This is a genomic window from Stenotrophomonas sp. Sm2128, from assembly GCF_030985535.1.
In the GTDB taxonomy this organism is placed as follows: domain Bacteria; phylum Pseudomonadota; class Gammaproteobacteria; order Xanthomonadales; family Xanthomonadaceae; genus Stenotrophomonas; species Stenotrophomonas maltophilia.
Genome location: NZ_JAPTFQ010000077.1, coordinates 1 through 22,573 on the forward strand (window position 1 = coordinate 1; position 22,573 = coordinate 22,573).

Here is a 22,573-nt window from a genome sequence, read left to right on the forward strand (position 1 = left end):
GGCCCGCCGTCGAAGGCAACGCGTATCGCGGGCGATCAGGCGGCCTGCGAATGCGGATCCTTGTGCTGGCGGTCGTAGTAGCTGGCCGCGCGCAGTTCGTGGGTGTCGAAGTCGTCCACGGTGATCGTATCCAGAGTCAGCGTGCGCAGCTCTTCCAGCAGGCTGCGCTCGTCCTGGGTGATCACGCCCTCGGCCACGGCTTCGTCCAGCTGGCTCTTGAAGTCCAGCGCCTCGATGCCCTTGCTCTTCAGCGCCTTCAGGAACTTGCGCTCCACCGGCTCGGCCATGATCGCCTTGCTCAGGTAGCTGTTGATGCGGCCACCCGGGTTGTTCTCGCACGGGGTCAGGAACACACCACTGGCCAGGCGGTCGCGGGCTTCGTTCGGCGCCATCAGCAGGGCGGCGACGCGGCGGCTCAGGCGGTCGCCCGGGGCCTCGGCACGACGGCCCAGCGGGAAGATCAGCGCCCACATCAGCCAGCCGATCGGACGGATCGGGAAGTTGCGCAGGGCCGCCGACAGCGATTCCTCGATCTTGTGCACGCTGTCATGGAAGGCCCAGGCCAGCAGCGGCTGGTCGGCCTGCGGTGCGCCCTCGTCGTGGTAGCGCTTGAGCATGGCGCTGGTCATGTAGACGTGGCTCAGCACGTCGCCCAGGCGGCCGGACAGCGATTCCTTGAACTTCAGCTTGCCGCCGAGGGTCATCATCGAGATGTCGGCCATCAGCGCCAGGTTGGCCGAGTAACGGTCCAGCTTGCGGAAGTAGCGGCGGGTGTAGGCGTCACCCGGGGCGGCACCGAAGCGTGCCCCGGTCAGGCCGAACCAGAACGAGCGCACGGCATTGGAGATGCCGAAGCGGATGTGGCCGAACAGGCTGCGGTCGAAGTCCTGCAGGCCGGCACGGGTATCCGGATCCTGCGCGGCCTTCATTTCCTTCAGTACCCACGGGTGGCAGAGGATCGCACCCTGGCCGAAGATCAGCAGGCTGCGGGTCATGATGTTGGCGCCTTCCACGGTGATCGCGATTGGCGCGGCCTGCCAGCTGCGGCCGGCGAAGTTGCGCGGCCCCAGGATGATGCCCTTGCCGCCGATCACGTCCATCATGTCCGAGATCACTTCGCGGCTCATGGTGGTGCAGTGGTACTTGGCGATCGCCGACGGTACCGACGGCACGTCACCACGGTCGACTGCAGCAGCGGTGGCCTGCGACAGCGCGCTGATCTTGTACGCCTTGCCGCCGATGCGGGCCAGCGCTTCTTCCACGCCTTCGAAGCGGCCGACCGACAGGCCGAACTGCTTGCGGATGCGTGCATAGGCGCCGGTCACGGCGGCACCGGCCTTGGCTCCGCCACTGGCGGTGGACGGCAGGGTGATCGAGCGGCCCACGGCCAGGCACTCGTTGAGCATGTTCCAGCCCTTGCCGGCCATGGCCGCGCCACCGATCAGCTGGGTCAGCGGAATGAACACGTCCTTGCCGCGGATCGGGCCGTTCTGGAACGTCGAGTTCAGCGGGAAGTGGCGACGGCCGATTTCAACGCCGGCGGTGTCGCGCGGCAGCAGGCCCAGGGTGATGCCGATGTCGCGGGTGTCGCCGATCAGGCCATCCGGGTCGTACATGCGGAAGGCCAGGCCGATCAGCGAAGCGACCGGGGCCAGGGTGATGTAACGCTTGTCGAAGGTCAGCTTGACGCCGAGCACCTGCTCGCCGTTCCACTCGCCCCTGCAGACGATGCCGTAGTCCGGAATCGAGGTGGCGTCGGAGCCGGCGAACGGACCGGTCAGGCCGAAGCAGGGCACTTCGCGGCCATCGGCCAGGCGCGGCAGGTACTGGTCCTTCTGTTCCTGGGTGCCGTAATGCACCAGCAGTTCACCCGGGCCCAGCGAGTTGGGCACACCGACGGTGGAGCTGACCACCGAGGACACCGAGGCCAGCTTCTGGATCACCTTGTGGTGGGCCAGCGCAGAGAAGCCCAGGCCGCCATATTCCTTCGGGATGATCATGCCGAAGAACTTGTTCTTCTTGATGAAGGCCCACAGCTCCGGCGGCAGGTCAGCGTGGACGTGGGTGATTTCCCAGTCGTTGACCATCGTGCACAGCTCTTCGACCGGGCCATCGAGGAAGGCCTGTTCTTCGGCGGTCAGCTGCGGCTTGGGGTAATTGAGCAGGATGTTCCAGTCCGGATCACCGGTGAACAGTTCGCCCTCGAAGCCAACCGAGCCGGTTTCCAGCGCGATGCGCTCGGTCTGCGACAGCGGCGGCAGCACCTTGCGGAACACCTTCATCATCGGGCCGGTCAGCAGCGGCTTGCGGATGAACGGCAGCAGCAGCGGCACGGCGATGACGGCCAATACGGCGGCAGCCACGATCGTGGCGGTCTGGTTGACGTAGGGAATGAACCAGCAGGCGACCAGCAGGGCCACGCTGATCAGCGTCCAGGTAACCAGCCGCATGCGGTGGTAGGCGACGAACGCGCCTGCCAGCAGCAGGGCGAGGAAGGGAAGAACGATGCTCATGAGCGTGCTCCGGTGACGTGCTCGTTTGTGGCGGACGAAGCTGCAGCATCCGCTGCGGGCAACACGTCCAGATAGTCCAACACAGTAGCGGTAAAGGCGTCGTTGTCATCGCCGGCGACCATGTGCGTGGCCTGCGGCAGCTGTACATGACGCGCGTGCGGCGCCAACGCCAGGAATTCGGCCACGGTCTGTGGCGTGACCAGGTCGCTTCGGCCGCCGCTGACCAGCAGCAGCGGGCACTTCACCTGGCGTGCGGCCTCGGCCAGCGCATCCTGGTGCTGCTCGCTGTCGCGCGCCAGTTCAGCCACCAGGCGCGGGTCCCAGTGCCAACGCCAGCGGCCGTGGCCGTCCTCGCGCAGCAGTGCGCGCAGCGACTGCTCGGATTTGCGCGGACGGTGCGGCATGTAGGCCGAGATCACGTCGGCGGCCTGGGTGAGCGAGGCAAAGCCGTCGGGATGGGCGGTCATGAAGGCCAGGATGCGTTCAACACCGGCGGTATCCCAACGCGGGGTGATGTCCACCAGCACCATCGCCGAGAACAGGCCCGGCCAGCGCGATTCGGCCAGCAGGCCGAACAGGCCGCCCATCGAGGCTGCGACCAGCACCGGCGGGCGTGGCTGTTCCCCGGCCAGCACGATCAGGTCATCAGCGAACTGCTCGCCGTGATAGGGCAGTTCGGCAGAATTCCAGTCCGAATCGCCGTGGCCACGGGCGTCGTAGGCCAGCGTCTGCAGCCCCGCCGCAGACAGGGCCCGCGCGGTGGCGTTCCATGCGTGCCGGGTCTGGCCGAAGCCATGCGCGAACAACACGCGGCCACGGCGGCCGTGGTCGCTGGCGGTTGCGGCCAGGCGTGTGCCATGGGCGGCCTCCAGGCGAAGATCATGGAACGCAGCGGGAGTAGGGGACGTAACCATACTTTCTAGTATGGATCGCTTGCGAGGGAAGTCAATACTGCACGGTATGGTGCGCTGCGGCAGGTGCCCAGGCGGGCGTCGCGACGGTTTCGGCCGCAACCGCGTACTGCAACGAACCCCGGCGTATGGTTAAATCAGCCCATGAATCAACCTGACGCTTCCGCCGGCGAACCGCGCGCCGGCCGCAACAGCCGCCTGAGTGCCGAAGACTGGGCCCAGGCCGCTCTCGATCTGATTGCTGAACAAGGTGTGGGTGCCGTCGCGGTGGAACCGTTGGCGCGGCGCCTGGGTGTGACCAAGGGCAGTTTCTACTGGCACTTCCCCTCGCGTGATGCACTGCTGCAGGCGGCGCTGGAACGCTGGGAACTGTTCGAACAGGAACAGGTGTTCGGCAGCCTGGAGGACGTGCCGGATCCGCGCGTGCGCCTGCGCCAGCTGTTCCAGATGGTCGCGCACGAAGTGCAGCCGCACATCATCTACAGCGAACTGCTGAAGGCGTTGGACCACCCGATGGTGCGCCCGGTGATCGACCGCGTTTCGCAGCGCCGGCTCGACTACCTGGTTGCTTCGTTCCGCCAAGCCGGGCTCAGCTCCACCGATGCACGGCATCGCGCGCGCCTGGCCTATGCCGCCTACGTCGGCTTCCTGCAGCTGTCGCTGCAGCTGCAGCAGCCCAAGCAGGCCCGCGAGGATTTCGAGGCCTATGTCGAGCATCTGATCGAGACGCTCATTCCCAGCTGAATGGGAGAATGGCGCCCTGCAAGTGCCGAATGCGCCTTGCAGGCGACCTCAATGCGCCAACGTATGTCGTGGTGAGGCTGGTTTCACGCGATTTGGGCATTTTCTTAACGACTCTTTAATTCCAGATCAAGTGTGGCTACTATCGGGTCACCAGCCGTTTTTTGTGCCTCCCTTTTGGGGCACGTCGGTTGGACTCAGCACACAACCCAAGATCCATGGAGAGAGAGCCCATGAAGTTGAACAGCAACAAGCTGCGCGATGCAGTGTGCGTTGCGCTGGCCGCCAGCGCCGCATCCGTTGCCGGTACCGGGGTGGCGTCTGCCCAGACCGCCACCAACCTGGACCGCATCGAAGTCACCGGTTCGCGCATCCGTACCGTCGACGTCGAAACCGCCCAGCCGGTCCTGACCCTCAACCGCGCTGACATCGAGAAGCAGGGCTTCTCGTCGGTCGCTGACATCCTGCAGAACATCAGCGCCGTGGGTACGCCGCCGATCAGCCGTGCCCAGCCCCTGTCCTCGGGCGAAGCCGTCGGCGGCACCTACATCAGCCTGCGTGACCTGGGCGCCACCCGCACCCTGGTGCTGCTCAACGGCAAGCGCCTGGGCATCACCACCGGTGGCCTGCAGGACATCTCGACCGTGCCGGTCTCGGCCATCGAGCGCATCGAAGTGCTGAAGGACGGCGCTTCGTCGATCTACGGTTCCGATGCCATCGCCGGCGTCATCAACATCATCACCCGTACCAACTTCGAAGGCGCCACCGGCAGCGTCTACTACGGCCAGTACAGTGAAGGCGACGGTGCCACCCGCACCATGGACTTCACCATGGGCGTGAAGGGTGAGCGCGGTTCGCTGACCATCGGTGCCGAGTACGCCAAGGAAGACAAGGTGCGGGCGGCCGATCGTCCGTACGGTGCGTTCCCGCGCAGCTCCAACCACCCTGACTTCGGTTGGACCACCGTGGGTGAGTTCGGCGGTTTCGTCAGCCGTCCGGCCGATGGCCTGCCGGGCGTCACCTATCCGGCCGCCAGCGCATCCAACCCGAACCGCGAAGTGCGCGTGATCCTGCGTGAGGGTGGCAACGCGAACAACAAGGCCGACTACGTCGCGCAGAACGTCAACAGCTTCTCCACCAAGGACAAGACCAACACCAACCTGCAGACCGACCTGCGTACCCCGCAGGAACGCCGTGCAGTGTTCGTCGATGGCATCTACGACCTGACCGACAACGTGCGCCTGCGCACCAACATGCTGTACAGCTTCCGCGATTCGAACCGCCAGATCGCCGGCTACCCGTACGGCGCACTGGCCTTCGGTTCGCCGATTTCGGCCAGCAGTGTGTTCAATCCGCTGGGTGCTGACATCGCCAACTGGTGGCGTCGTACTTCGGAAGTGCCGCGCAACACCCGCGCCGAGCTGACCACCTTCCGCTTCAGCGGCGGCCTGGAAGGCAGCTTCGAGTTCTCCGACCGCCTGTTCGACTGGGATGTCGGCTACCTGTACAACAACAACAAGCTGGTCCAGACCAGCACCGGCGACCTCAACCTGACCGCGCTGCGTGCGGCGGTGGGTCCGTCCTTCATCAACAGCAGCGGCGTGGCGCAGTGCGGTACCGTGGCCAACCCGATCGGGCTGAACCAGTGCGTGCCGTACAACCCGTTCCTGCACGCCGGCATCCAGAGCAACGGTGCCAACGGCGCATTGACCGGCAACACCGCCCTGCAGAACCTGCTGTTCCCGTCCGCGCACTCCACCGCCGAGACCACCACCAAGGTCATCACCGCCAACCTGGCCGGCAGCCTGTTCACCCTGCCTGCCGGCGACCTGGGCTTCGCCGTGGGTGTCGAGCACCGCAAGGAAACCGGCAGCTTCAGCCCGGACGCGCTGGTGCAGTCGGGCAACACCTCCGGCCTGGCCAACTTCCCCACCGGTGGTGGCTACAAGGTTGACGAAGTCTATGCCGAGTTCAACGTGCCGATCCTGGCCGACCTGCCGGGCGCCCGCGAGCTGAGCCTCAACGCGGCCACCCGCCATTCGGACTACGACACCTTCGGCACCACGCTGAACAGCAAGTTCGGCTTCAAGTGGAAGCCGATCGACTCGCTGCTCATCCGCGGTACCTGGGCGGAAGGCTTCCGTGCCCCGACCATCGCCGACCTGTACAGCGGCGGTTCGCAGTCGTTCGACTTCTTCACCGATCCGTGCGATTCGGTCTACGGTGCGGCGCGCACCAATCCTGCGGTGCGTGCCCGTTGCGCCGCCGCACTGCCGGCCGGCGTAAATGCAGCCAACTTCCGCCAGCAGCAGCAGGGCTTCACCCCGACCACCGCTGCATCGTCGCAGACCCCGCTGGCCTTCGTCTCCGGCTCCAACGACCAGCTGACCCCGGAAACCTCGACGTCCAAGACCCTGGGCTTCGTCTGGAGCCCGGGTTTCATCCAGAACTTCAACATGTCGCTGGACTGGTGGGAAATCCGCGTCGAGAACACCATCATCTCGGACACGGCCAACCTGATCCTCAACGACTGCTACATCAACGACATCGCGGCACGCTGCTCGGCGTTCACGCGTGACCCGGTGACCGGCATCGTCAACAACCTCAAGCGCACCGGCATCAACGCCGGTTACCGCGAGGTGGAAGGCTTCGACCTGGATGTCAGCTACCGCCTGCCGACCGATCGTTTCGGCAACTTCAGCGCGCAGTGGACCAGCACCTACACCTCGCGTGATGACCTGGTCACCACCAAGAACCCGGTCACCCACCCGAATCCCCGCACCGGCGTGGGCTGGGCGGGCGGCGCCTTCCGCGTGCGTTCGAACCTGAACCTGGGTTGGGAAATGGGTGACTTCGGCGCCAGCTGGACCGTCCGTTACTTCTCCGGCATGAAGGAATCGTGCCTGAGCGCCGTGACGTTCCCGGAAGAGTGCAACCTGCCGAACTACGCTTCGCCGAACAACCAGGGCGTGGCGGTGGGCAGCGCGACCAACCAGCGTGGCGCGACCGTGTTCAACGACGTCCAGCTGCGCTGGAACGCACCGTGGAATGCGACCGTGGCCGTGGGTGCCAACAACGTGTTCGGCCGCGTGGGCCCGACCATGTACAGCCAGCCGAGCGCGAACGTCTCCTACTACGGTGGCTTCGACATCGGTCGCTTCCTGTACATGAAGTACACCCAGCGCTTCTGATCGCGGCGTAATATGTACGTGTGACATGGCCACGCCCCGAAAGGGGCGTGGCTTTTTTCATGGGGCAGCCAGGCTTGATGGCGCAGGCCTTTGCGCAGCCGTGCTGGACCAGGCCGCGCACAGGCGCTTGCGCATCGCCGCGTGGTGGCGGCGAGGTGTCATTACGGGGATGGGCGAAGGGAGCGCGCGCGGAAACGTCGCGGTGAGGCAGCAGGGAGCTTACAGGTCCTGCTCGTAGCGCACGTACGGCACGGTGCCGTCGTCGTTGCTTTCGTTGCGTGGCGAGAACGGATTCTTACCGCGGCTGATCACGTTCTCGGCGCCCACGGTGAGCTGGCCGGACCATGGCGTGCGCCAGGTCAGGCCGATACCCAGGCCTTCCCACTTGCCGGGCTTGCCGGGCACGTCGATGACGCGGCCGATGATGCTGCCGGTGAAATTGCCGTAGCCGGCGCCGATGCTCAGGCTCTTGCTGTCCCAGCGGTCGGCAATGGCCGGCGAGGCGTCGGCCAGCGGTACCAGGCGGGCCTTGGCGTAGGTGCCGGCGATGGACACGAAGCCTTCGCGGCCGATGTTCTTCTGCGCGAACACGGTCAGGTCATTCTGCTCGGCGCGCAGCGAAGGGGTCTTGTTCGGGCCTGCCAGCCATGCCGGCAGGGTTTCACGGCCGGTGCCGGCGGTGATGCCGAGGCGGCTGCTGCCACGGTTCAATGCGGCGGTGCCGGTGAAACGCCGGCTGTTGAGGTCGTCCTCGTCGCCGAGGCTGGCCAGCATGCAGTGGCTGGCCAGACCGCTCATGCTGGTCCCGCTGCTGCTGCAGAGCAGGCCCAGCGAATCGCCGGAGGACAGGCCAAAGGCCGCATCCAGCGAGTTGCGGCCGAAATGCCAACGCGCCCCGGCCGCCTGCTCACCGGTCGGCTCCAGGTACAGCAGGGCCTCGACCTTGCCGCTGCCCTTGTTCCATACCGGCAGCACGGTGCGGGTGTCCTTGCTCTGCGCATGCACGCCCGTGATCGCGCCAAGGGCGATCATCATGGCCAGCGGTAGACGCAGGAAGGTACGCATCGGACCAGTTCAGACAGGGACGGACAACGGAAGTTCCCGTGGGGACGGGAACTTGATCCTAGGGTGTTTATGAATTCTTAACAAGCCTTGATCCTCCCCAGGTACAAGACTGCCGTTCATTGAAGCCGTTCAGGCGCCGGTACAGCCCCCTGGGCGCCGTGGAACAGTATGCCGAACTCCGTCAATGGAAAGTGATACTCACGCCCGCAGAATTCGCAACGGACCTCGACGGCGCCGGTGTCTGCAGCCGCTGCACAGGCCTCTTCCTCACCCAGCGACTGCAGCATCGCCGCCACCCGCTCGCGGGAACAGGAGCAGGCAAAGGACAGCGGCTTTTCGCCCATCAACGCCGGCTTCTCTTCGTGGAACAGGCGGTGCAGCAGCTGCTCGGCCGGGGTGGCCAGCAGTTCGGCCTTGCCCAGGGTCTCGAACAGGGCGCTGGCGCGCGCCCAGCCGTCCTCGTCGCCCTCGTCGCCCGGCAGCTTCTGCAGCAGCAGGCCGGCGGCACCATTGCGGTCGGCCGCCAGCAGCAGGCGGGTCGGCAGCTGCTCGGACTGGCGGAAGTAGTCCTCGAAGGCCTCGTCCAGTTCCGGTGCGGTCAGTCCGACCAGGCTCTGGTAGCGCTGGGGTTCACGCGGGTCCAGGCCGGGGTTCTCGATGGTGATGGCGAGGATCGCGTCATCGCCCAGGCTGGACAGGTCGCGCGGCGCGTCGCCGCCTTCGCTGAGCTGGGCGATGCCGCGCAGGGTGCCGGCGGCGGTGCATTCGGCGAACAGGGTGCGCAGGGCAGTGCTGCTGCGCAGCTGGATCGACAGGCGTCCATCGATCTTGGTATGGCCGGTGAACAGCGCCGAGGCCACGCAGGCCTCGCCGAGCAGTTCGGCGGCGGTATCCGGGTACTCGGCGTGGGACAGGATTTCCTGCCAGGTGGCCTGCAGGTGCACGTGGACGCCGCGGACGCCGGCGTCGGGGAGCAGGAAGCGGATCAGGGAATCGGAGTTGGCGGTCATCGGCTCACATCGCGCGTAAACGGGGGCAGTTGCCGGATAATGCGCCGACAACCAGATAGAAGAAGGATGCACCAGTAATGGGGGCAGGGGGAGAGCAGCACAAGGTGGAAGCTGTCGTAGAAGGCCCACGCCGCAGGCGCTGGCGCTGGAAACGGCTGCTGTGGCTGCCGGTGCTGCTGGCTGCTTTCAGCTGCCTGCAGGTCCTGGTGCTGCGGTTCATCGACCCGCCCGTGTCCATGGTGATGCTGTGGCGCTATGGCGAGGCGCTGGGCGAGGCCGATTGGTCCTATCGCCTGCATTACCAGTGGCGCGACCTTGACCAGATGGCGCCGAGCCTGCCGATTTCGCTGGTGGCCGCCGAGGACCAGCGTTTCCCCGACCACAACGGCTTCGACCTGCAGGCCATCGAGAAGGCCCGCGACCACAATGCCAAGGGCGGGCGACTGCGTGGCGCCAGCACGATCAGCCAGCAGGTGGCCAAGAACCTGTTCCTCTGGCAGGGCCGCAGCTGGATCCGCAAGGGGCTGGAGGTCTGGTACACCGTGCTGATCGAAGCGCTGTGGCCAAAGGAGCGCATCCTGGAGATGTACGCCAACATCGCCGAGTTCGGTGATGGCGTGTACGGAGCTCAGGCGGCGGCGCAGAAGTTCTGGGGCAAGGACGCGGCCAGGTTGAGCCCGGCCGATAGCGCGCGGTTGGCGGCGGTGCTGCCGGCACCGCGGCGCTACAACGCCGCAAAGCCAGGGCCGTACGTGCAGCGGCGCGCCGCCTGGATCCAGCGCCAGGCACGGCAGCTGGGCGGGGCCGCGTACCTTTCGGAAGAGTGAGCGCGCGCCGCCTGATCTACGGCCGGCGGCAACGTACAATCCGGGCATGACCCGCGAACGGCTCACTTTCGTCATCGCCGCCTACAACGAGGCCCTGGCACTGCCGTTGCTGCATCCGCGGTTGTGCGCGGTGCTCGACGCGCTGCCCGACATCGACGGCCACATTCTGTACGTGGACGACGGCAGCCATGACGGGACCTGGGAGGTGATCGCCCGCCTGGCCCAATCCGACGCGCGGGTCTCCGCGCTGAAGCTGTCGCGCAATTTCGGCAAGGAAGCCGCACTGACCGCTGGCCTGGATCTGGTGCGCGAAGGGGCGGCGATGATCCTGGATGCCGATGGCCAGGACCCGCCGGAGCTTGTGCCGCAGTTCGTCGCGCGCTGGCGCGAGGGCCATGACAACGTCTATGGCACGCGCCTGGCGCGCGATGGCGAGGCCTGGATCAAGCGTGCCACGGCGGCGATCTTCTACCGCGTGATGGGGCGCCTTTCGCGTACGCCGATCCCGGCCGACACCGGGGATTTCCGCCTGCTGTCACCACGCGCGCTGAGTGCGCTGCGCGAGATGCGTGAGCGCCATCGTTTCATGAAGGGGCTTTTCAGCTGGGTGGGTTTCAAGCGCGTGGCGGTGCCCTACCACCGCCACGCACGCGTGGCCGGCACCAGCAAGTTCAGCCTGTGGCGGCTGTGGAACTTCGCCCTGGAAGGCATCACCGGGTTCTCGACCGTGCCCCTGCGCGCGGCGACCTACTTGGGGCTGGCAACCGCGGCGGTGGCCTTCGTGTTCGGCATGTGGGTGATCGTCAAGGCCGCGCTGTACGGCGACCGGGTGGCGGGCTGGCCGACGATGATGGCGGTGATCCTGTTCCTGGGCGGGGTGCAGTTGATTGCGCTGGGCCTGATCGGTGAGTACCTGGGGCGCCTGTACGAAGAGTCCAAGCAGCGGCCGTTGTACCTGGTTGACGCGTGGCTAGCATCCGCCGTGGCAGACTCGGCCCTGCAACCCACCCTCGGAGGGCAGGCAGATGACCACGGTACGGCAACTGTTGGACGGCAAGTCTCCTGAAGTACATGCGGTCGCGCCGGATGCGGCGGTGATCGATGCGATCCGGTTGATGGCGGAAAAGGGCATTGGCGCGGTCCTGGTGATGGACGGGCCGCGGTTGGTCGGGATCCTTTCGGAGCGCGATTACGCGCGCAAGATCGTGTTGCGTGATCGTTCTTCGCGCGATACGGCGGTGGCCGAGATCATGACGACGCAGGTGGTGACGGTGTCGCCGGGCGAACAGGTGGAGCATTGCCTGCAGCTGGTGACCGACTACCGCATCCGCCACCTGCCGGTGGTGGAGGGCGTGCAGGTGCTGGGGGTGATTTCCATTGGCGACCTGGTGAAGTCGGTGATCGATGCGCAGCGGCGCGAGCTGGATCAGCTGCAGCAGTACATCGTCGCCGGGTGAGGGTGTCGCTGGCGGGCCTGCGGCCCGCCGGCCCGCTTTTCGAAGCTCAAAGCCAAAGCCAAAGCAGCGCCTTCCTGATACGTTGGGAGGCGGAGGGTGCGGCTGGGCAGGGCCCTCAGCCTCTGGACACGTTCCCGCGAGCGCGGTGCGTTTCAGTGCCGGTCCCCCGCTCCTGGTAGATGCCAACCTTGGTTGGCATTGGCTTTTGATTCCGCTCCTTCTTTTGACTTTGAACTTCGCTCTCGTTCTGCGCGCGCAGGAAACTGTCGGGAGCCGGAGCAAGGCGGCAGGCAGGACCGTGATGCGCATGGATGCGCCGACCAAGCCTACAGGAACGTATTTACGGCGTGTCCAGCCTGTCGCCTTGCTCCGGCTTTACGCGCGGAAAAAGAGGCGCCGCGAACAACGCTGTAATCCTACTTCGCATACTGCCCACCGCAGTTGGCATCCTTGCCCGGCCCCAGTTCAATCGTAGCCAGCAGCGCTGCCGGCGGGGCAATGCTGCCCAGTGCCAGGGCCACCGCGCCACGAATACCCAACGCCTTGAAGTCAGGGCGGAACGACGGGTCCTTGAACGTGCCGCTGATATGCAACGGTGACCGCAGTACCAGGATGCTCTTGTCCTTCGGGCGCGGTTTCAGCAGCAGGTCCAGGGTCTCGTCGCGCAGGCTGACCGTGCCTTCGCCGATGAGGATGGTATCAGTGGTGTCCACCGCCAGTGCCTGGCTGGTCATCAGACCGTCCTGCACACCGAAGTCGGCGAAGGCGCAGCGCAGCGGAATCTGCTTGTCACCGGTCACCAGGAACTTCAGTGATTCGGTGATATCCAGCCCGGCCAGTTCCATCACCAGGTTGCCGACATGGCCACGGCCCATCGCCAGCCCGACCTTGCCGCTGCTGCTGCCGAGCATGGCGGCGATCGAGTTGCCGCGCCCGCTCAGGTCCACTTCGCCGCCGATGCCGCCCTTGGCCTGCTCGGCCAGCTTCGCATCCGGGAAAAGCTGGCCCAGCTGCACGCCGCGTACGCTGGCCCTCAACGCAGTGCGAATCTGCGCCTGGCGTGCATCCATGCGGATCGTGCTGCGGATATCGCCGCCGGCCACGCCGAAGTTCAGCGGGTCCAGCCGCAGCACGCCGTCATCCAGCAGCAGGTGCGCGTCCATGTCGTCCAGTGGCAACGAGGGCGCGTTGATACGGTGGGCCTTCCAGCGCACGTCGGCATCCATCGCACGCAGTTTGCCCAGATTGTAGGGCGTGTCGGGCAATACCCGGCTGCTGGCGGCGATGCGGGCGGCCTGTGCCTTTTGTTCCGCATTCGCGGTTTCGCCGCCGCCGGTCTTCGGTGGCGCTCCCACGAAGCCGGCCAGGTCATCGAAGTCCAGGCGCCTGGATTCCAGTGTCGCGGTCAGCCGTGGACGGTCGCGTCCCACCTCGAACTGCAGGTTGCCAGCGAGGTCGCTGTCACCGACCTTTCCGGTGAAGCTGTCGTAGCGCCAGACGTTGTGGTCGCGCTTCAGCCGTCCGTCCAAGGCGTAGGGCGGTGAGGGCGGGATGGCAATGCCGAGCAGCGGGTACAGGTCCGACAGGTCCTGCCCGCTGAGTGCGAACTGCAGGTCGAACACCCGCAGCTGGAACGGATTGGTCAGCGTGCCACTGGCCACCGCGTGGGTAGCGCCGGCGCGACCGTCGAGGTGGATGCGGAACGGGTGGTCGCTGTCGGTCAGTTCCAGCGGAGATTCGGTGCCACCGCGCAGGGTGAACGGGTTGCCCTGCCAGTGGCCTTTGCCCTGCACCAGCAGCGGCGGCGAGGCATCGGCCTGTTTCGGCTGACCGCTGCGCACGCCCACGCGGATGTCGGTGCGGCCCAGTGCATCGATGAACTGCAGCCGACCATCGTCGATGCGCAGGCGTTTGAGCTGCGGGCTTGTGCCGCCGGCGCTGTCACCGAGGAAGTCCCAGTTGCCCGGCTCGCCCTTGCGCGGGGCGGTTTCCAGCAGCACGTCCGGCCGGGTCAGGCGCACCTCGGGCAGCTGCACGCTGCCGCGCAGCAGGGGCCAGACCCGCACGTCGATCTCGACGCGGTCTGCGCTGGCCATCTCAGGTTGTTTCGCCCAGCTGGCATTGGCGAAGGTGATCGCATCGGCGCGGATCGTGCTGGTGCGGCCGAGGTCGACATCAAGGTTCCCGATGCGCAGCACTCGGCCGGTGCGTGCCTGTACCGCGCGCTCCACCGGTCCCTTGAACCAGTTCCAGTCCCACAACGCGAGCAGTATCAGGATCGCCGCCAGCAGGAAGACCAGGATCGTGAGCCAGCGCCGGCCTCGTGGGCCGGGGCGGCGGAGGCGCCAACGGGACGTGCGCTTTGCGGCAGGGGAGGCGGCAGCATTCACGCTGCCATGGTTGCCCCCTGTTCGTGGACAGGGCGCGAAGCGACCATGTGCATGGCGTGCACACGCCGCCGTCGAGCGGCCGTTTACAGCACCTGCATGGTGACCGCGACGAAGTGGCAGACGCTGCCGCCGATCACGAACAGGTGCCAGATGGCATGCGAGTACGGGATCGATTCACGGTGGTAGAAGTAGGTCCCCAGCGTATACGACAGGCCGCCGGCGAACAGCCAGGTGAGGGTGCCGCCATCGATCGAGGCCCACATCGGCTTGATCGCCACGACCACCAGCCAGCCCATGGCGATGTAGATCACCGTTGAGAGCACCTTGAAACGGCCGGTGTAGAACAGCTTGAACACCACGCCGCCCAGCGCCAGCGCCCAGATCGCGGTGAACAGGCCCCAGCCCCACGGACCGCGCAGGCCGATCAGCGTGAACGGGGTATAGGTGCCCGCGATCAGCACATAGATCGCGCAGTGGTCGAATACCTTCAACCGGCCCTTGGCGACCGGATGCTGGATGGCGTGGTACAGCGTGGAGGCGGTGTACAGCAGCAACAGCGCGATGCCGAACACGATCGCGCTGGCCAGCTGCCAGCCGTCGCCGTAGATCGCAGCCAGGGTGATCAACACCGCGCTGGCGGCCAGGGCGAATACCGCGCCCAGGCCATGGGTCAGGGCGCTGGCGATTTCTTCACGGATCGAAGCAATGGACGTCGTGGACATGGCGTAGGCATTGTTCGCGGGGAGGGGGACCCGCACCCCCTTATCATCGCCGCGATGGGCGATACGTGCACGCCTGTCACCGTATGGTGGGTGAATGCCTGCCTTGCGTTGGCTGGGGTCAGAGCCCTTTCCTGCCGGAAAGGGATCCGACCCCGTGGCATCAGCCCACCGAAACGGTATGCGCCGCTTCGCGGGTGGCCGAGAAACGCACGTCCGGCGAGCGTTCCTGCGCCAGCTGCAGGTTGACCCGGGTCGGTGCCAGGTAGACCAGGTGGCCGGCTGCATCCAGTGCCAGGTTCAGCGCATTCTTCTCGCGGAACTCTTCCAGCTTCTTCTCGTTGCTGCAGTGGACCCAACGCGCGGTGGTCACGCTGACCGGCTCGAAGGTGGCTTCCACGCCGTACTCGTCCTTCAGGCGATAGGCCGCCACGTCGAACTGCAGCACACCCACCGCACCCAGGATCAGGTCGTTGCTGGTGAGAGGGCGGAAGAACTGGGTCGCGCCTTCTTCGGACAGCTGGGCCAGTCCCTTCTGCAGCTGCTTGAGCTTGAGCGGATCGCGCAGGCGCGCGCGGCGGAACAGTTCAGGGGCGAAGTTGGGGATGCCGGTGAAGGTGACCGCTTCGCCTTCGGTAAAGGTATCGCCGATGGAAATGGTGCCGTGGTTGTGGATGCCGATCACATCGCCCGGCCAGGCTTCGGCGGCGATCTCACGGTCGCTGGCCATGAAGGTCAGTGCGTTGGCCAGCTTCATTTCCTTGCCGGTGCGCACGTGGAAGGTCTTCATGCCAGCGCTGAAGCGGCCCGAGCAGACGCGCATGAACGCGACGCGGTCGCGGTGCTGCGGGTCCATGTTGGCCTGGATCTTGAACACGAAGCCGGTCAGCTTGTTCTCTTCCGGGGCGATCTCGCGGCCGGTGGTGGACCGTGCCTGCGGCGACGGCGCATGCTCGACGAAGAAGTCCAGCAGCGGCTGCACGCCGAAGTTGTTCACGCCCGAGCCGAAGAACACCGGGGTCTGCTTGCCGGCGCGGTAGGCCTCCAGGTCGAACGGGTGGCTGGCACCCTGCACCAGTTCCAGTTCGTCGCGCAGGTCGGCCAGCATCTGTGCACCGATCTTCTCGGCCAGGCCGGGGGCATCGATGGACGGGAAGATGGTCGAATCCTGGCGGGTGAAGTTGCGGCCCGGCTCGTACAGGTGCACTTCGCCGGTGAGCAGGTGGACCACGCCCTTCAGGCGCTGGCCCATGCCGATCGGCCAGGTGACCGGCGCGCACTGGATGCCCAGCACGGTTTCCACTTCATCCAGCAGCTCGATCGGGTCCTTGCCCTCGCGGTCGAGCTTGTTGATGAAGGTCATGATCGGGGTATCGCGCAGGCGGCACACTTCCATCAGCTTGATGGTGCGCTCTTCCACGCCCTTGGCCACGTCGATCACCATCAGCGCCGAGTCCACCGCAGTCAGCACGCGGTAGGTGTCCTCGCCGAAGTCGGCGTGGCCGGGGGTGTCGAGCAGGTTGACGATCTTGTCTTCATACGGGAACTGCATCACCGAAGAGGTGACGGAGATGCCGCGTTCCTTTTCCAATGCCATCCAGTCGGAGGTGGCGTGGCGGGCGGCCTTGCGGCCCTTGACCGAACCGGCCATCTGGATCGCGCCTCCGAACAGCAGCAGCTTTTCGGTCAGCGTGGTCTTGCCGGCGTCAGGGTGGGAAATGATGGCGAAGGTGCGGCGACGCGACGCTTCGTTGGCGACTTCGGACATGGCATTGGCGCCCGCCCGGGGCGCTTTTCAAAGAGATAAGCGCCCGATTATACCGGCCGGGGCCGTTCAGCGCCCGATGCCGCCCTCGGCCTCGCCCTGGCGGGCGAACTGCAGCTGGCCCTGCTCGGCGAAGATGCGTGCCGGCACCGAACGCAGGCCCATGCCGCGGTTGACCTGCACCACGAAGTGCAGGTGCGGTGCGCTGCTGAAGCCGCTGTTGCCGGACAGGCCGATGGGCTGCCCGGCGCCCACCGCCTGGCCGCGACGCACGCGCATGCCGCCGGCCTGCAGGTGGCCGTACAGGGCCATGCTGCCGTCGCTGTGCAGCACGCGGATGAAGTTGGCGCGGGCACCATCACGTTCGCGGTCCTGGCCGTTGCCTCGGAAGCCATCCTGGATCTGCATCACCGTGCCCTCGCGCGCGGCCAGCACCAGTGTGCCCTCCGGCAGTGCGAAGTCGACCGCGTCGCGGTTTTCCTCGTCGTCGTGGCTGAACCGGCCCTGCGGCGCCTGGTCCACGCGCGGGCGTGCATCATCGAAGGGCAGGCGGTAGGCCACATCCTCGGCCTGTGCGGCGGGGTTGCCTGGTACCGACTGCAGGCGCAGGTCCAGCATCCGGCCGTTGACCGGCGCGGGGAGGTGGCCGACTACCAGGCTGCTGTCGCCCTGTATCAGTGACTGCACCGGCAAGCCGTCGACCGGGTGTCCAGGGGCGGCGCGCAGTTCGATCTGCAACGGCCCGGCCAGGGTGTTGTCGATCCGGGCCTGCCACTGTTCGCCGATCGACTGCAGGCGCAGCTGGGCCATCGGAAGGGGGGCCTTTGCGTCGGCGCTGGCGGGGGCAGGCGCCTTCGGCAGCATCCCCCAGCCCTGGCGCCAGTCGCTGGCGCCGGCAGAGGCGCTGGCCAGCAGCGGTAGGAGCAGGCAGGTCAAGGGCAGGCATGGCATCAGCGGATTCAGTAAAACGGACCGTCCGGACTGTACCCGATCCTGAACGGAGCGACCGCGACGCCTCTCGCATACCTGTCGTGAAAATATTCATCGCTTTATCCGCATGAAGGGATTGACAGCGCCCGGAAGCGCTGGCATCGTGGCCTCACCATCGAGACCGGCAGAGGGACAGGCCCTTTGAAGCCGGGGCAGCCCGCGGATGCGAAAGCGTTCGCGTAGGTGCCAAATCCTGCGGGGACCGTGGCGTCCACCGAAAGATGGTTCGATCCATGCACCGCACGTGCATCTCGAACGCGAGCCCCGCGAAGGCTCGATGGCCGATTCCCCAACCGGATCCCGCCATGAGCTTCGCTGCCAGTACCGCCGTTCGCCCCGAACCCTTTGTTCCCGTCAGCGTGCCGGTCGAAGACCGCGTGCATGCCGAGCGCGGTGAGTTCGCCGCGGTGCTGTCGATGCGTCACGCTGGCCCCAGCCCGGTGCGCCTGCGCTATGAGTGGGTCGGCCCGGCCAATGCGCCGGTGGTGGTGCTGGCCGGCGGCATTTCCGCCCATCGCCATGTGGCGTCCAACGCACAGTTCAGCGAGAAGGGCTGGGCCGAAGACCTGGTCGGCAGTGGTCGCACGCTGGATCCGCAGCAGTTGCGCGTACTGGCGTTCGACTTCATCGGGGCCGACGGTGCGCTGGACGTGCCGATCGATACCGCTGACCAGGCCGATGCGCTGGCACTGCTGCTGGATCATCTGGGTATCCGCACGTTGAAGGCCTTCGTCGGCTACTCGTATGGCGCGCTGGTCGGCCAGCAGTTCGCAATCCGTCATCGAGCCCGGGTGCGCCAGCTGGTGCTGGCCAGCGGCGCGCATCGTCCGCACCCGTATGCCGCGGCCTGGCGCGCACTGCAGCGCCGCGCCGTCGCCCTCGGCCAACTGCAGTGCGGCGAAGACCACGGCCTGGCGCTGGCCCGGCAGTTCGCCATGCTCAGCTACCGCACCCCGGAAGAGTTCGGCGAGCGCTTCGACGCCGCGCCGGAAGTGATCAACGGCCGCGTGCGGGTCGCCGCCGAGGACTATCTGGACGCCGCCGGCGCGCAGTACGTCGCGCGCACGCCGGTGACCGCCTACCTGCGCCTGTCCGAATCGATCGACCTGCACCGCGTGGACCCCGCGGCCATCCTGCCGCCGACCGTGGTGGTCGCGGTGGAGGGTGACCGCTTGGTGCCGCTGGCCGACCTGGTCGGCCTGGTCGAGGGGCTGGGGCCGCGCGGAAGCCTGCGCGTGCTGCGCTCGCCCTACGGCCACGACGCCTTCCTCAAAGAAACCGATCGCATCGACGCGATCCTCGCCACCGCCTTCCGCACCTCTGGAGAGTCCGCATGAGCCTGCACGCCAACGAGCCGTCCTGTAGCCGCACCACTGCCGCCGTCCGTGCCGGCATCGATCGGGACACCGCGCATGGCGCGGTCACGCCGCCGATCGTGCTGTCGTCGAACTTCAGTTTTGAAGGCTTCGGCAACAAGCGCCAGTACGACTACACGCGCAGTGGCAACCCGACCCGCGACCTGTTGGGTGAAGCGCTGGCCGAGCTGGAAGGCGGTGCGGGCGGCGTGATCACCGCCACCGGCATGGGCGCGATCAACCTGGTGCTGAACGCGCTGCTTCAGCCGGGCGATACCCTGGTCGTGCCGCACGACGCGTACGGTGGCAGCTGGCGTCTGTTCAATGCGCTGGCGAAGAAGGGCCATTTCGAACTGGTCACCGCCGACCTGACCGAGCCGCGCGCGCTGTCGCAGGCGCTGGCCACCCAGCCGAAGCTGGTGCTGGTGGAAACGCCGTCCAATCCGCTGCTGCGCATCACCGACCTGCGCTTCGTCATCGATGCCGCGCACAAGGCAGGTGCTCTGGTTGTGGTCGACAACACCTTCCTGTCGCCGGCCCTGCAGCAACCACTGTCATTCGGCGCGGATCTGGTGCTGCATTCCACCACCAAGTACATCAACGGCCACAGCGACGTGGTGGGCGGTGCGGTCGTCGCGCGCGATCCGGCACTGCATGAGCAGCTGGTGTGGTGGGGCAACGCGCTGGGCCTGACGGGTTCGCCGTTCGATGCCTTCCTGACCCTGCGCGGCCTGCGCACGCTGGATGCGCGCCTGCGCGTGCATCAGGAGAACACCACGTCGATCGTTGCGCTGCTGGACCAGCATCCGGCGGTCGGCCGCGTCTATTATCCGGGTCTGGCTGATCACCCGGGCCACTCCATCGCTGCTCGCCAGCAGAGTGGCTTCGGCGCGATGCTGTCGTTCGAACTGGCGCACTGCGCGGGTGATGATCCGCACGCGGCGGTGCGCGCGTTCGTCGATGGCCTGCGCTGTTTCACGCTGGCCGAATCGCTGGGCGGCGTCGAAAGCCTGATCGCGCATCCCGCCACCATGACCCATGCGGCGATGACCGCCGAAGCGCGTGCCGCGGCCGGCATCAGCGAAGGCCTGCTGCGCCTGTCGGTTGGCATCGAGGCCGAGCGTGACCTGTTGGCCGATCTCGGCGCCGCGCTGCAGCGTGCCGAAGCGGTGATTGATGCGGCTGCGCGCCGCAAACAGGTGGTGGATGCATGAGCGCGCTCGCCGCAGAAATTCCTGCTCTGGGCGTGGGACGCCTGGCGCTGCTGGGCACCGGCACGGTCGGCTCGGCCTTCGTACAGCGTTACCAGGCATTGCGGGCGCGTGGGCTGGAACTGCCCAGCGTGCAGTGGCTGGCCAATTCACGCACTGCGCTGGAGATCGATCGTGACCTGGCCTTGCCGCTGGAACTGGCACGGCGTGCACCGCGCGATGGCCAGAGTTCGCCACCGTGGGCGAGTGCCGAAGGACTGGAGCGTGGCGACGTGGTGGTCGACGCCACCGCCAGTGAAGACGTGGCCGCGCGCCACGTGCAGTGGCTGGCGCGGGGCGTGCATGTGGTGACCGCCAACAAGCTGGGGCGTGGTGCGCAGCTGGCCCGCGCGCAGGCCATTGCGGAAAGCTGTGCCGACAGTGGCGCACGCTATGGCGACAGCGCGACGGTGGGCGCGGGCCTGCCGCTGTTGAGCAGCCTGCGTGCACTGGTAGCCGGTGGCGATCACATCCATGCCATCGAAGGCGTGCTGTCCGGTTCGCTGGCGTGGCTGTTCCATCGTTATGACGGCCAGTCGCCGTTCTCGGTGGCGGTGCGCGAGGCGCTGGCTGCCGGCTACACCGAGCCGGATCCGCGCCTGGACCTTTCCGGTGAAGACGTGCGTCGCAAGCTGCTGATTCTGGCCCGCAGCAGTGGGTTGGCGCTGGATGCGTCGCAGGTAGAGGTGGATTCACTGGTGCCTGAAGCGCTGGCAGCGCTGCCGCTGGAGGACGCGGTGGCGGCGCTCGAGCAGCTGGATGCGCCGTTGCAGGCGCGCTGGCAGCAGGCGCATGACAATGGCCGCGTGCTGCGTTTCGTTGGCCGTGTCGATGGCGAGGGTGCGCAGGTGGGCCTGCGTGAGTTGCCTGCCGATCACCCGTTGGCGCAGGGCGCGGGCACCGACAACCGCGTGGCCATCCACAGCGATCGCTATCACCGCCAGCCGTTGTTGATCCAGGGCCCGGGCGCGGGCGCGGAAGTCACTGCCGCCGCGTTGCTGGATGACGTGCTGCGGATCGTCGGCTGATCGCACTGCTTCTGTAGAGCCGAGCCCATGCTCGGCTGCTACTGGCGAGATCCCTCTTGCCGGATAAGCCGAGCATGGCGCGACTCTACAGGGGAGGGCTGCCGTTCAATGCGCCTTCAATGCCTTCAGCAACGCCGCGTTGAACTGCTTCGCGTCCTGCACCTGCGGCGAATGGCCCAGTTCGGCGAACTCGATCAGCGTCGCGCCGGGAATCGCCGCGGCTGCCGCCTTCCCGAGCACCGGATAGTTGCCCAGCGTCGCCTTCACCGCTGGTGGCGCCAGGTCGCGACCGATCGCGGTGCGGTCCTTCTGGCCGATGAACAGCGTGGTCGGCACCTGAACATTCTTGAGTTCGTAGACCACCGGCTGGTTGAACACCATGTCCGAGGCCAGTGCCTGGCTCCATGCAACGGCCTGCTTGCCGGGCCCTTCGTACATGCCCGACTGCATCCGTGCCCACGGTTCATACGCCGGCTTCCATTTGCCGTCGTAGTACACATCCAGCTGGTAGCGGCGGATGCTGTCATAGCTGATGTTCATTTCGCCGGCGTACCACGTGTCCACGCTGCGCCAGGGAACACCCAGCGCCTTCCAGTCTTCCAGCCCGATCGGGTTGACCAGTGACAGGCTGCGCAGGTCCTGCGGGAACATCAGCGCATAGCGCACCGCCAGCATGCCGCCCATCGAATGACCGACCAGGTGCACCGGGACATCACCCAGTTGCAGCTGTTGCAGCAGGGCATGGGTGTTGGCGGCCAGCTGCGCGAACGAATACTGGTACCGCTCGGGCTTGCTGGATTTGCAGAAGCCCACCTGGTCCGGGGCGATCACCCGGTAGCCGGCGGCAACCAGTGGCTTGATCGATTCCTTCCAGGTGGCGGCACAGAAGTTCTTGCCGTGCAGCAGCACCACCACGCCGATGGGTGCCTTCTTCGGCGCGATGTCGAGGTAGGCCATTTCCAGCGGCTGCCGCTGCGATTCCAGCGCGAAGGTCTTCACCGGATAGCCGTAGTCGAAACCCTCCAGCCGCGGCCCGTAAGTGGGCGCGGCCAGCGCAGGCAGTGGAAGGCAGGCAAGCAGGGCGGCAGCGATCACGCGCATGGGGCGGTCCTGGATAGGGGAGCCCCGAGCCTAACCGGAACGTAGTGACGGTGTCGTCCGACCCGGCAAGGGCGACGAGGTAGAGTCGACTGGGTAGAGTCGACTGTTAGTCGACTACCTTCACCACAACGAGCGAAAATCCCGCGCTGCGCGCGATAGTCGACCAACGGTCGACTCTACCTGTGGCCCCGCCCCCGCGCCCCCGGGCCCCGGCGCCCCAACACAACAATAACGATAACCCCCCCCCCCCCCCGCGGGGT

General features: G+C 66.6%; 17 protein-coding genes and 1 riboswitch. Of the genes, 8 read left to right on the forward strand and 9 right to left on the reverse strand.

Annotation, left to right across the window (positions count from 1 at the left end):
* Positions 1–35 precede the first annotated feature (35 nt).
* A complete protein-coding gene (locus O0K41_RS18280) occupies positions 36–2,513 on the reverse strand; it encodes an acyl-CoA dehydrogenase (RefSeq protein WP_005410692.1) in 2,478 nt (825 codons plus the stop codon).
* Positions 2,510–3,427 (reverse strand): alpha/beta hydrolase, encoded by a 918-nt coding sequence (locus O0K41_RS18285; RefSeq protein WP_088435943.1) that lies wholly within the window; start codon positions 3,425–3,427, stop codon positions 2,510–2,512. Before O0K41_RS18285 ends, O0K41_RS18280 begins: the two co-directional genes overlap by 4 nt.
* A 141-nt stretch (positions 3,428–3,568) precedes the next feature.
* Between O0K41_RS18285 and O0K41_RS18290 the strand changes: the two genes are divergently transcribed.
* Both O0K41_RS18290 and O0K41_RS18295 read left to right on the forward strand, forming a co-directional pair.
* Positions 3,569–4,168: a TetR/AcrR family transcriptional regulator gene (locus O0K41_RS18290; RefSeq protein WP_005410690.1), complete on the forward strand. Its 600-nt coding sequence runs from the start codon at positions 3,569–3,571 to the stop codon at positions 4,166–4,168.
* A gap of 230 nt (positions 4,169–4,398) precedes the next feature.
* Positions 4,399–7,356, forward strand: coding sequence for a TonB-dependent receptor (locus O0K41_RS18295; protein ID WP_005414239.1), 2,958 nt, complete (start codon positions 4,399–4,401; stop codon positions 7,354–7,356).
* A 219-nt stretch (positions 7,357–7,575) separates the two neighbouring features.
* Here the strand turns inward: O0K41_RS18295 and O0K41_RS18300 are convergent, their stop codons facing one another.
* Both O0K41_RS18300 and O0K41_RS18305 read right to left on the reverse strand, forming a co-directional pair.
* Positions 7,576–8,388 carry a hypothetical protein gene (locus tag O0K41_RS18300; RefSeq protein ID WP_024956328.1) on the reverse strand — a complete coding sequence of 271 codons (813 nt, stop codon included), beginning with the start codon at positions 8,386–8,388 and terminating at the stop codon, positions 7,576–7,578.
* A gap of 149 nt (positions 8,389–8,537) precedes the next feature.
* Entirely contained in the window at positions 8,538–9,431 is an 894-nt protein-coding gene (locus tag O0K41_RS18305; RefSeq protein WP_049451514.1) for an Hsp33 family molecular chaperone HslO, read from the reverse strand.
* A gap of 77 nt (positions 9,432–9,508) precedes the next feature.
* Here O0K41_RS18305 and mtgA point away from each other — a divergent pair, with 77 nt between their 5' ends.
* From mtgA to O0K41_RS18320, 3 genes are read left to right on the forward strand one after another with little or no spacing between them, the layout of a single operon-like run.
* On the forward strand, positions 9,509–10,258 hold the full coding sequence (mtgA, locus tag O0K41_RS18310) for a monofunctional biosynthetic peptidoglycan transglycosylase (protein WP_005410686.1): 750 nt from the start codon (positions 9,509–9,511) through the stop codon (positions 10,256–10,258).
* Positions 10,259–10,304: 46 nt separating this feature from the next.
* Positions 10,305–11,324 (forward strand): glycosyltransferase family 2 protein, encoded by a 1,020-nt coding sequence (locus tag O0K41_RS18315; protein ID WP_005410685.1) that lies wholly within the window; start codon positions 10,305–10,307, stop codon positions 11,322–11,324.
* On the forward strand, positions 11,284–11,715 hold the full coding sequence (locus O0K41_RS18320) for a CBS domain-containing protein (RefSeq protein WP_033834030.1): 432 nt from the start codon (positions 11,284–11,286) through the stop codon (positions 11,713–11,715). The genes O0K41_RS18315 and O0K41_RS18320 overlap by 41 nt, the downstream gene beginning before the upstream one ends.
* 416 nt (positions 11,716–12,131) lie before the next feature.
* Here the strand turns inward: O0K41_RS18320 and O0K41_RS18325 are convergent, their stop codons facing one another.
* From O0K41_RS18325 to O0K41_RS18340, 4 genes are all read right to left on the reverse strand, one after another.
* Positions 12,132–14,105 (reverse strand): AsmA family protein, encoded by a 1,974-nt coding sequence (locus O0K41_RS18325; protein WP_049451512.1) that lies wholly within the window; start codon positions 14,103–14,105, stop codon positions 12,132–12,134.
* A gap of 83 nt (positions 14,106–14,188) precedes the next feature.
* Positions 14,189–14,827 (reverse strand): hemolysin III family protein, encoded by a 639-nt coding sequence (locus O0K41_RS18330; RefSeq protein ID WP_005410682.1) that lies wholly within the window; start codon positions 14,825–14,827, stop codon positions 14,189–14,191.
* 160 nt (positions 14,828–14,987) lie between these two features.
* Positions 14,988–16,592 (reverse strand): peptide chain release factor 3, encoded by a 1,605-nt coding sequence (locus O0K41_RS18335; RefSeq protein WP_005410681.1) that lies wholly within the window; start codon positions 16,590–16,592, stop codon positions 14,988–14,990.
* 66 nt (positions 16,593–16,658) lie between these two features.
* Positions 16,659–17,540, reverse strand: coding sequence for a M23 family metallopeptidase (locus tag O0K41_RS18340; RefSeq protein ID WP_164222959.1), 882 nt, complete (start codon positions 17,538–17,540; stop codon positions 16,659–16,661).
* Between the two features lie 148 nt (positions 17,541–17,688).
* A riboswitch (SAM riboswitch) is annotated at positions 17,689–17,807 on the forward strand.
* A gap of 77 nt (positions 17,808–17,884) precedes the next feature.
* Between O0K41_RS18340 and O0K41_RS18345 the strand changes: the two genes are divergently transcribed.
* The 3 genes from O0K41_RS18345 to O0K41_RS18355 are packed head-to-tail and all read left to right on the forward strand — an operon-like array spanning position 17,885 to position 21,212.
* On the forward strand, positions 17,885–18,916 hold the full coding sequence (locus O0K41_RS18345) for a homoserine O-succinyltransferase (RefSeq protein WP_005410679.1): 1,032 nt from the start codon (positions 17,885–17,887) through the stop codon (positions 18,914–18,916).
* Positions 18,913–20,148, forward strand: coding sequence for an O-succinylhomoserine (thiol)-lyase (locus tag O0K41_RS18350; protein WP_164222956.1), 1,236 nt, complete (start codon positions 18,913–18,915; stop codon positions 20,146–20,148). Before O0K41_RS18345 ends, O0K41_RS18350 begins: the two co-directional genes overlap by 4 nt.
* The gene (locus O0K41_RS18355; protein ID WP_049451506.1) at positions 20,145–21,212 is read left to right on the forward strand and encodes a homoserine dehydrogenase; all 1,068 of its coding nucleotides are present in this window, start codon (positions 20,145–20,147) and stop codon (positions 21,210–21,212) included. Before O0K41_RS18350 ends, O0K41_RS18355 begins: the two co-directional genes overlap by 4 nt.
* Positions 21,213–21,317: 105 nt before the next feature.
* On the opposite strand, the gene O0K41_RS18360 is transcribed toward O0K41_RS18355, so the two are convergent.
* Positions 21,318–22,313 carry an alpha/beta hydrolase gene (locus O0K41_RS18360; protein ID WP_088435945.1) on the reverse strand — a complete coding sequence of 332 codons (996 nt, stop codon included), beginning with the start codon at positions 22,311–22,313 and terminating at the stop codon, positions 21,318–21,320.
* Positions 22,314–22,573: the final 260 nt, after the last annotated feature.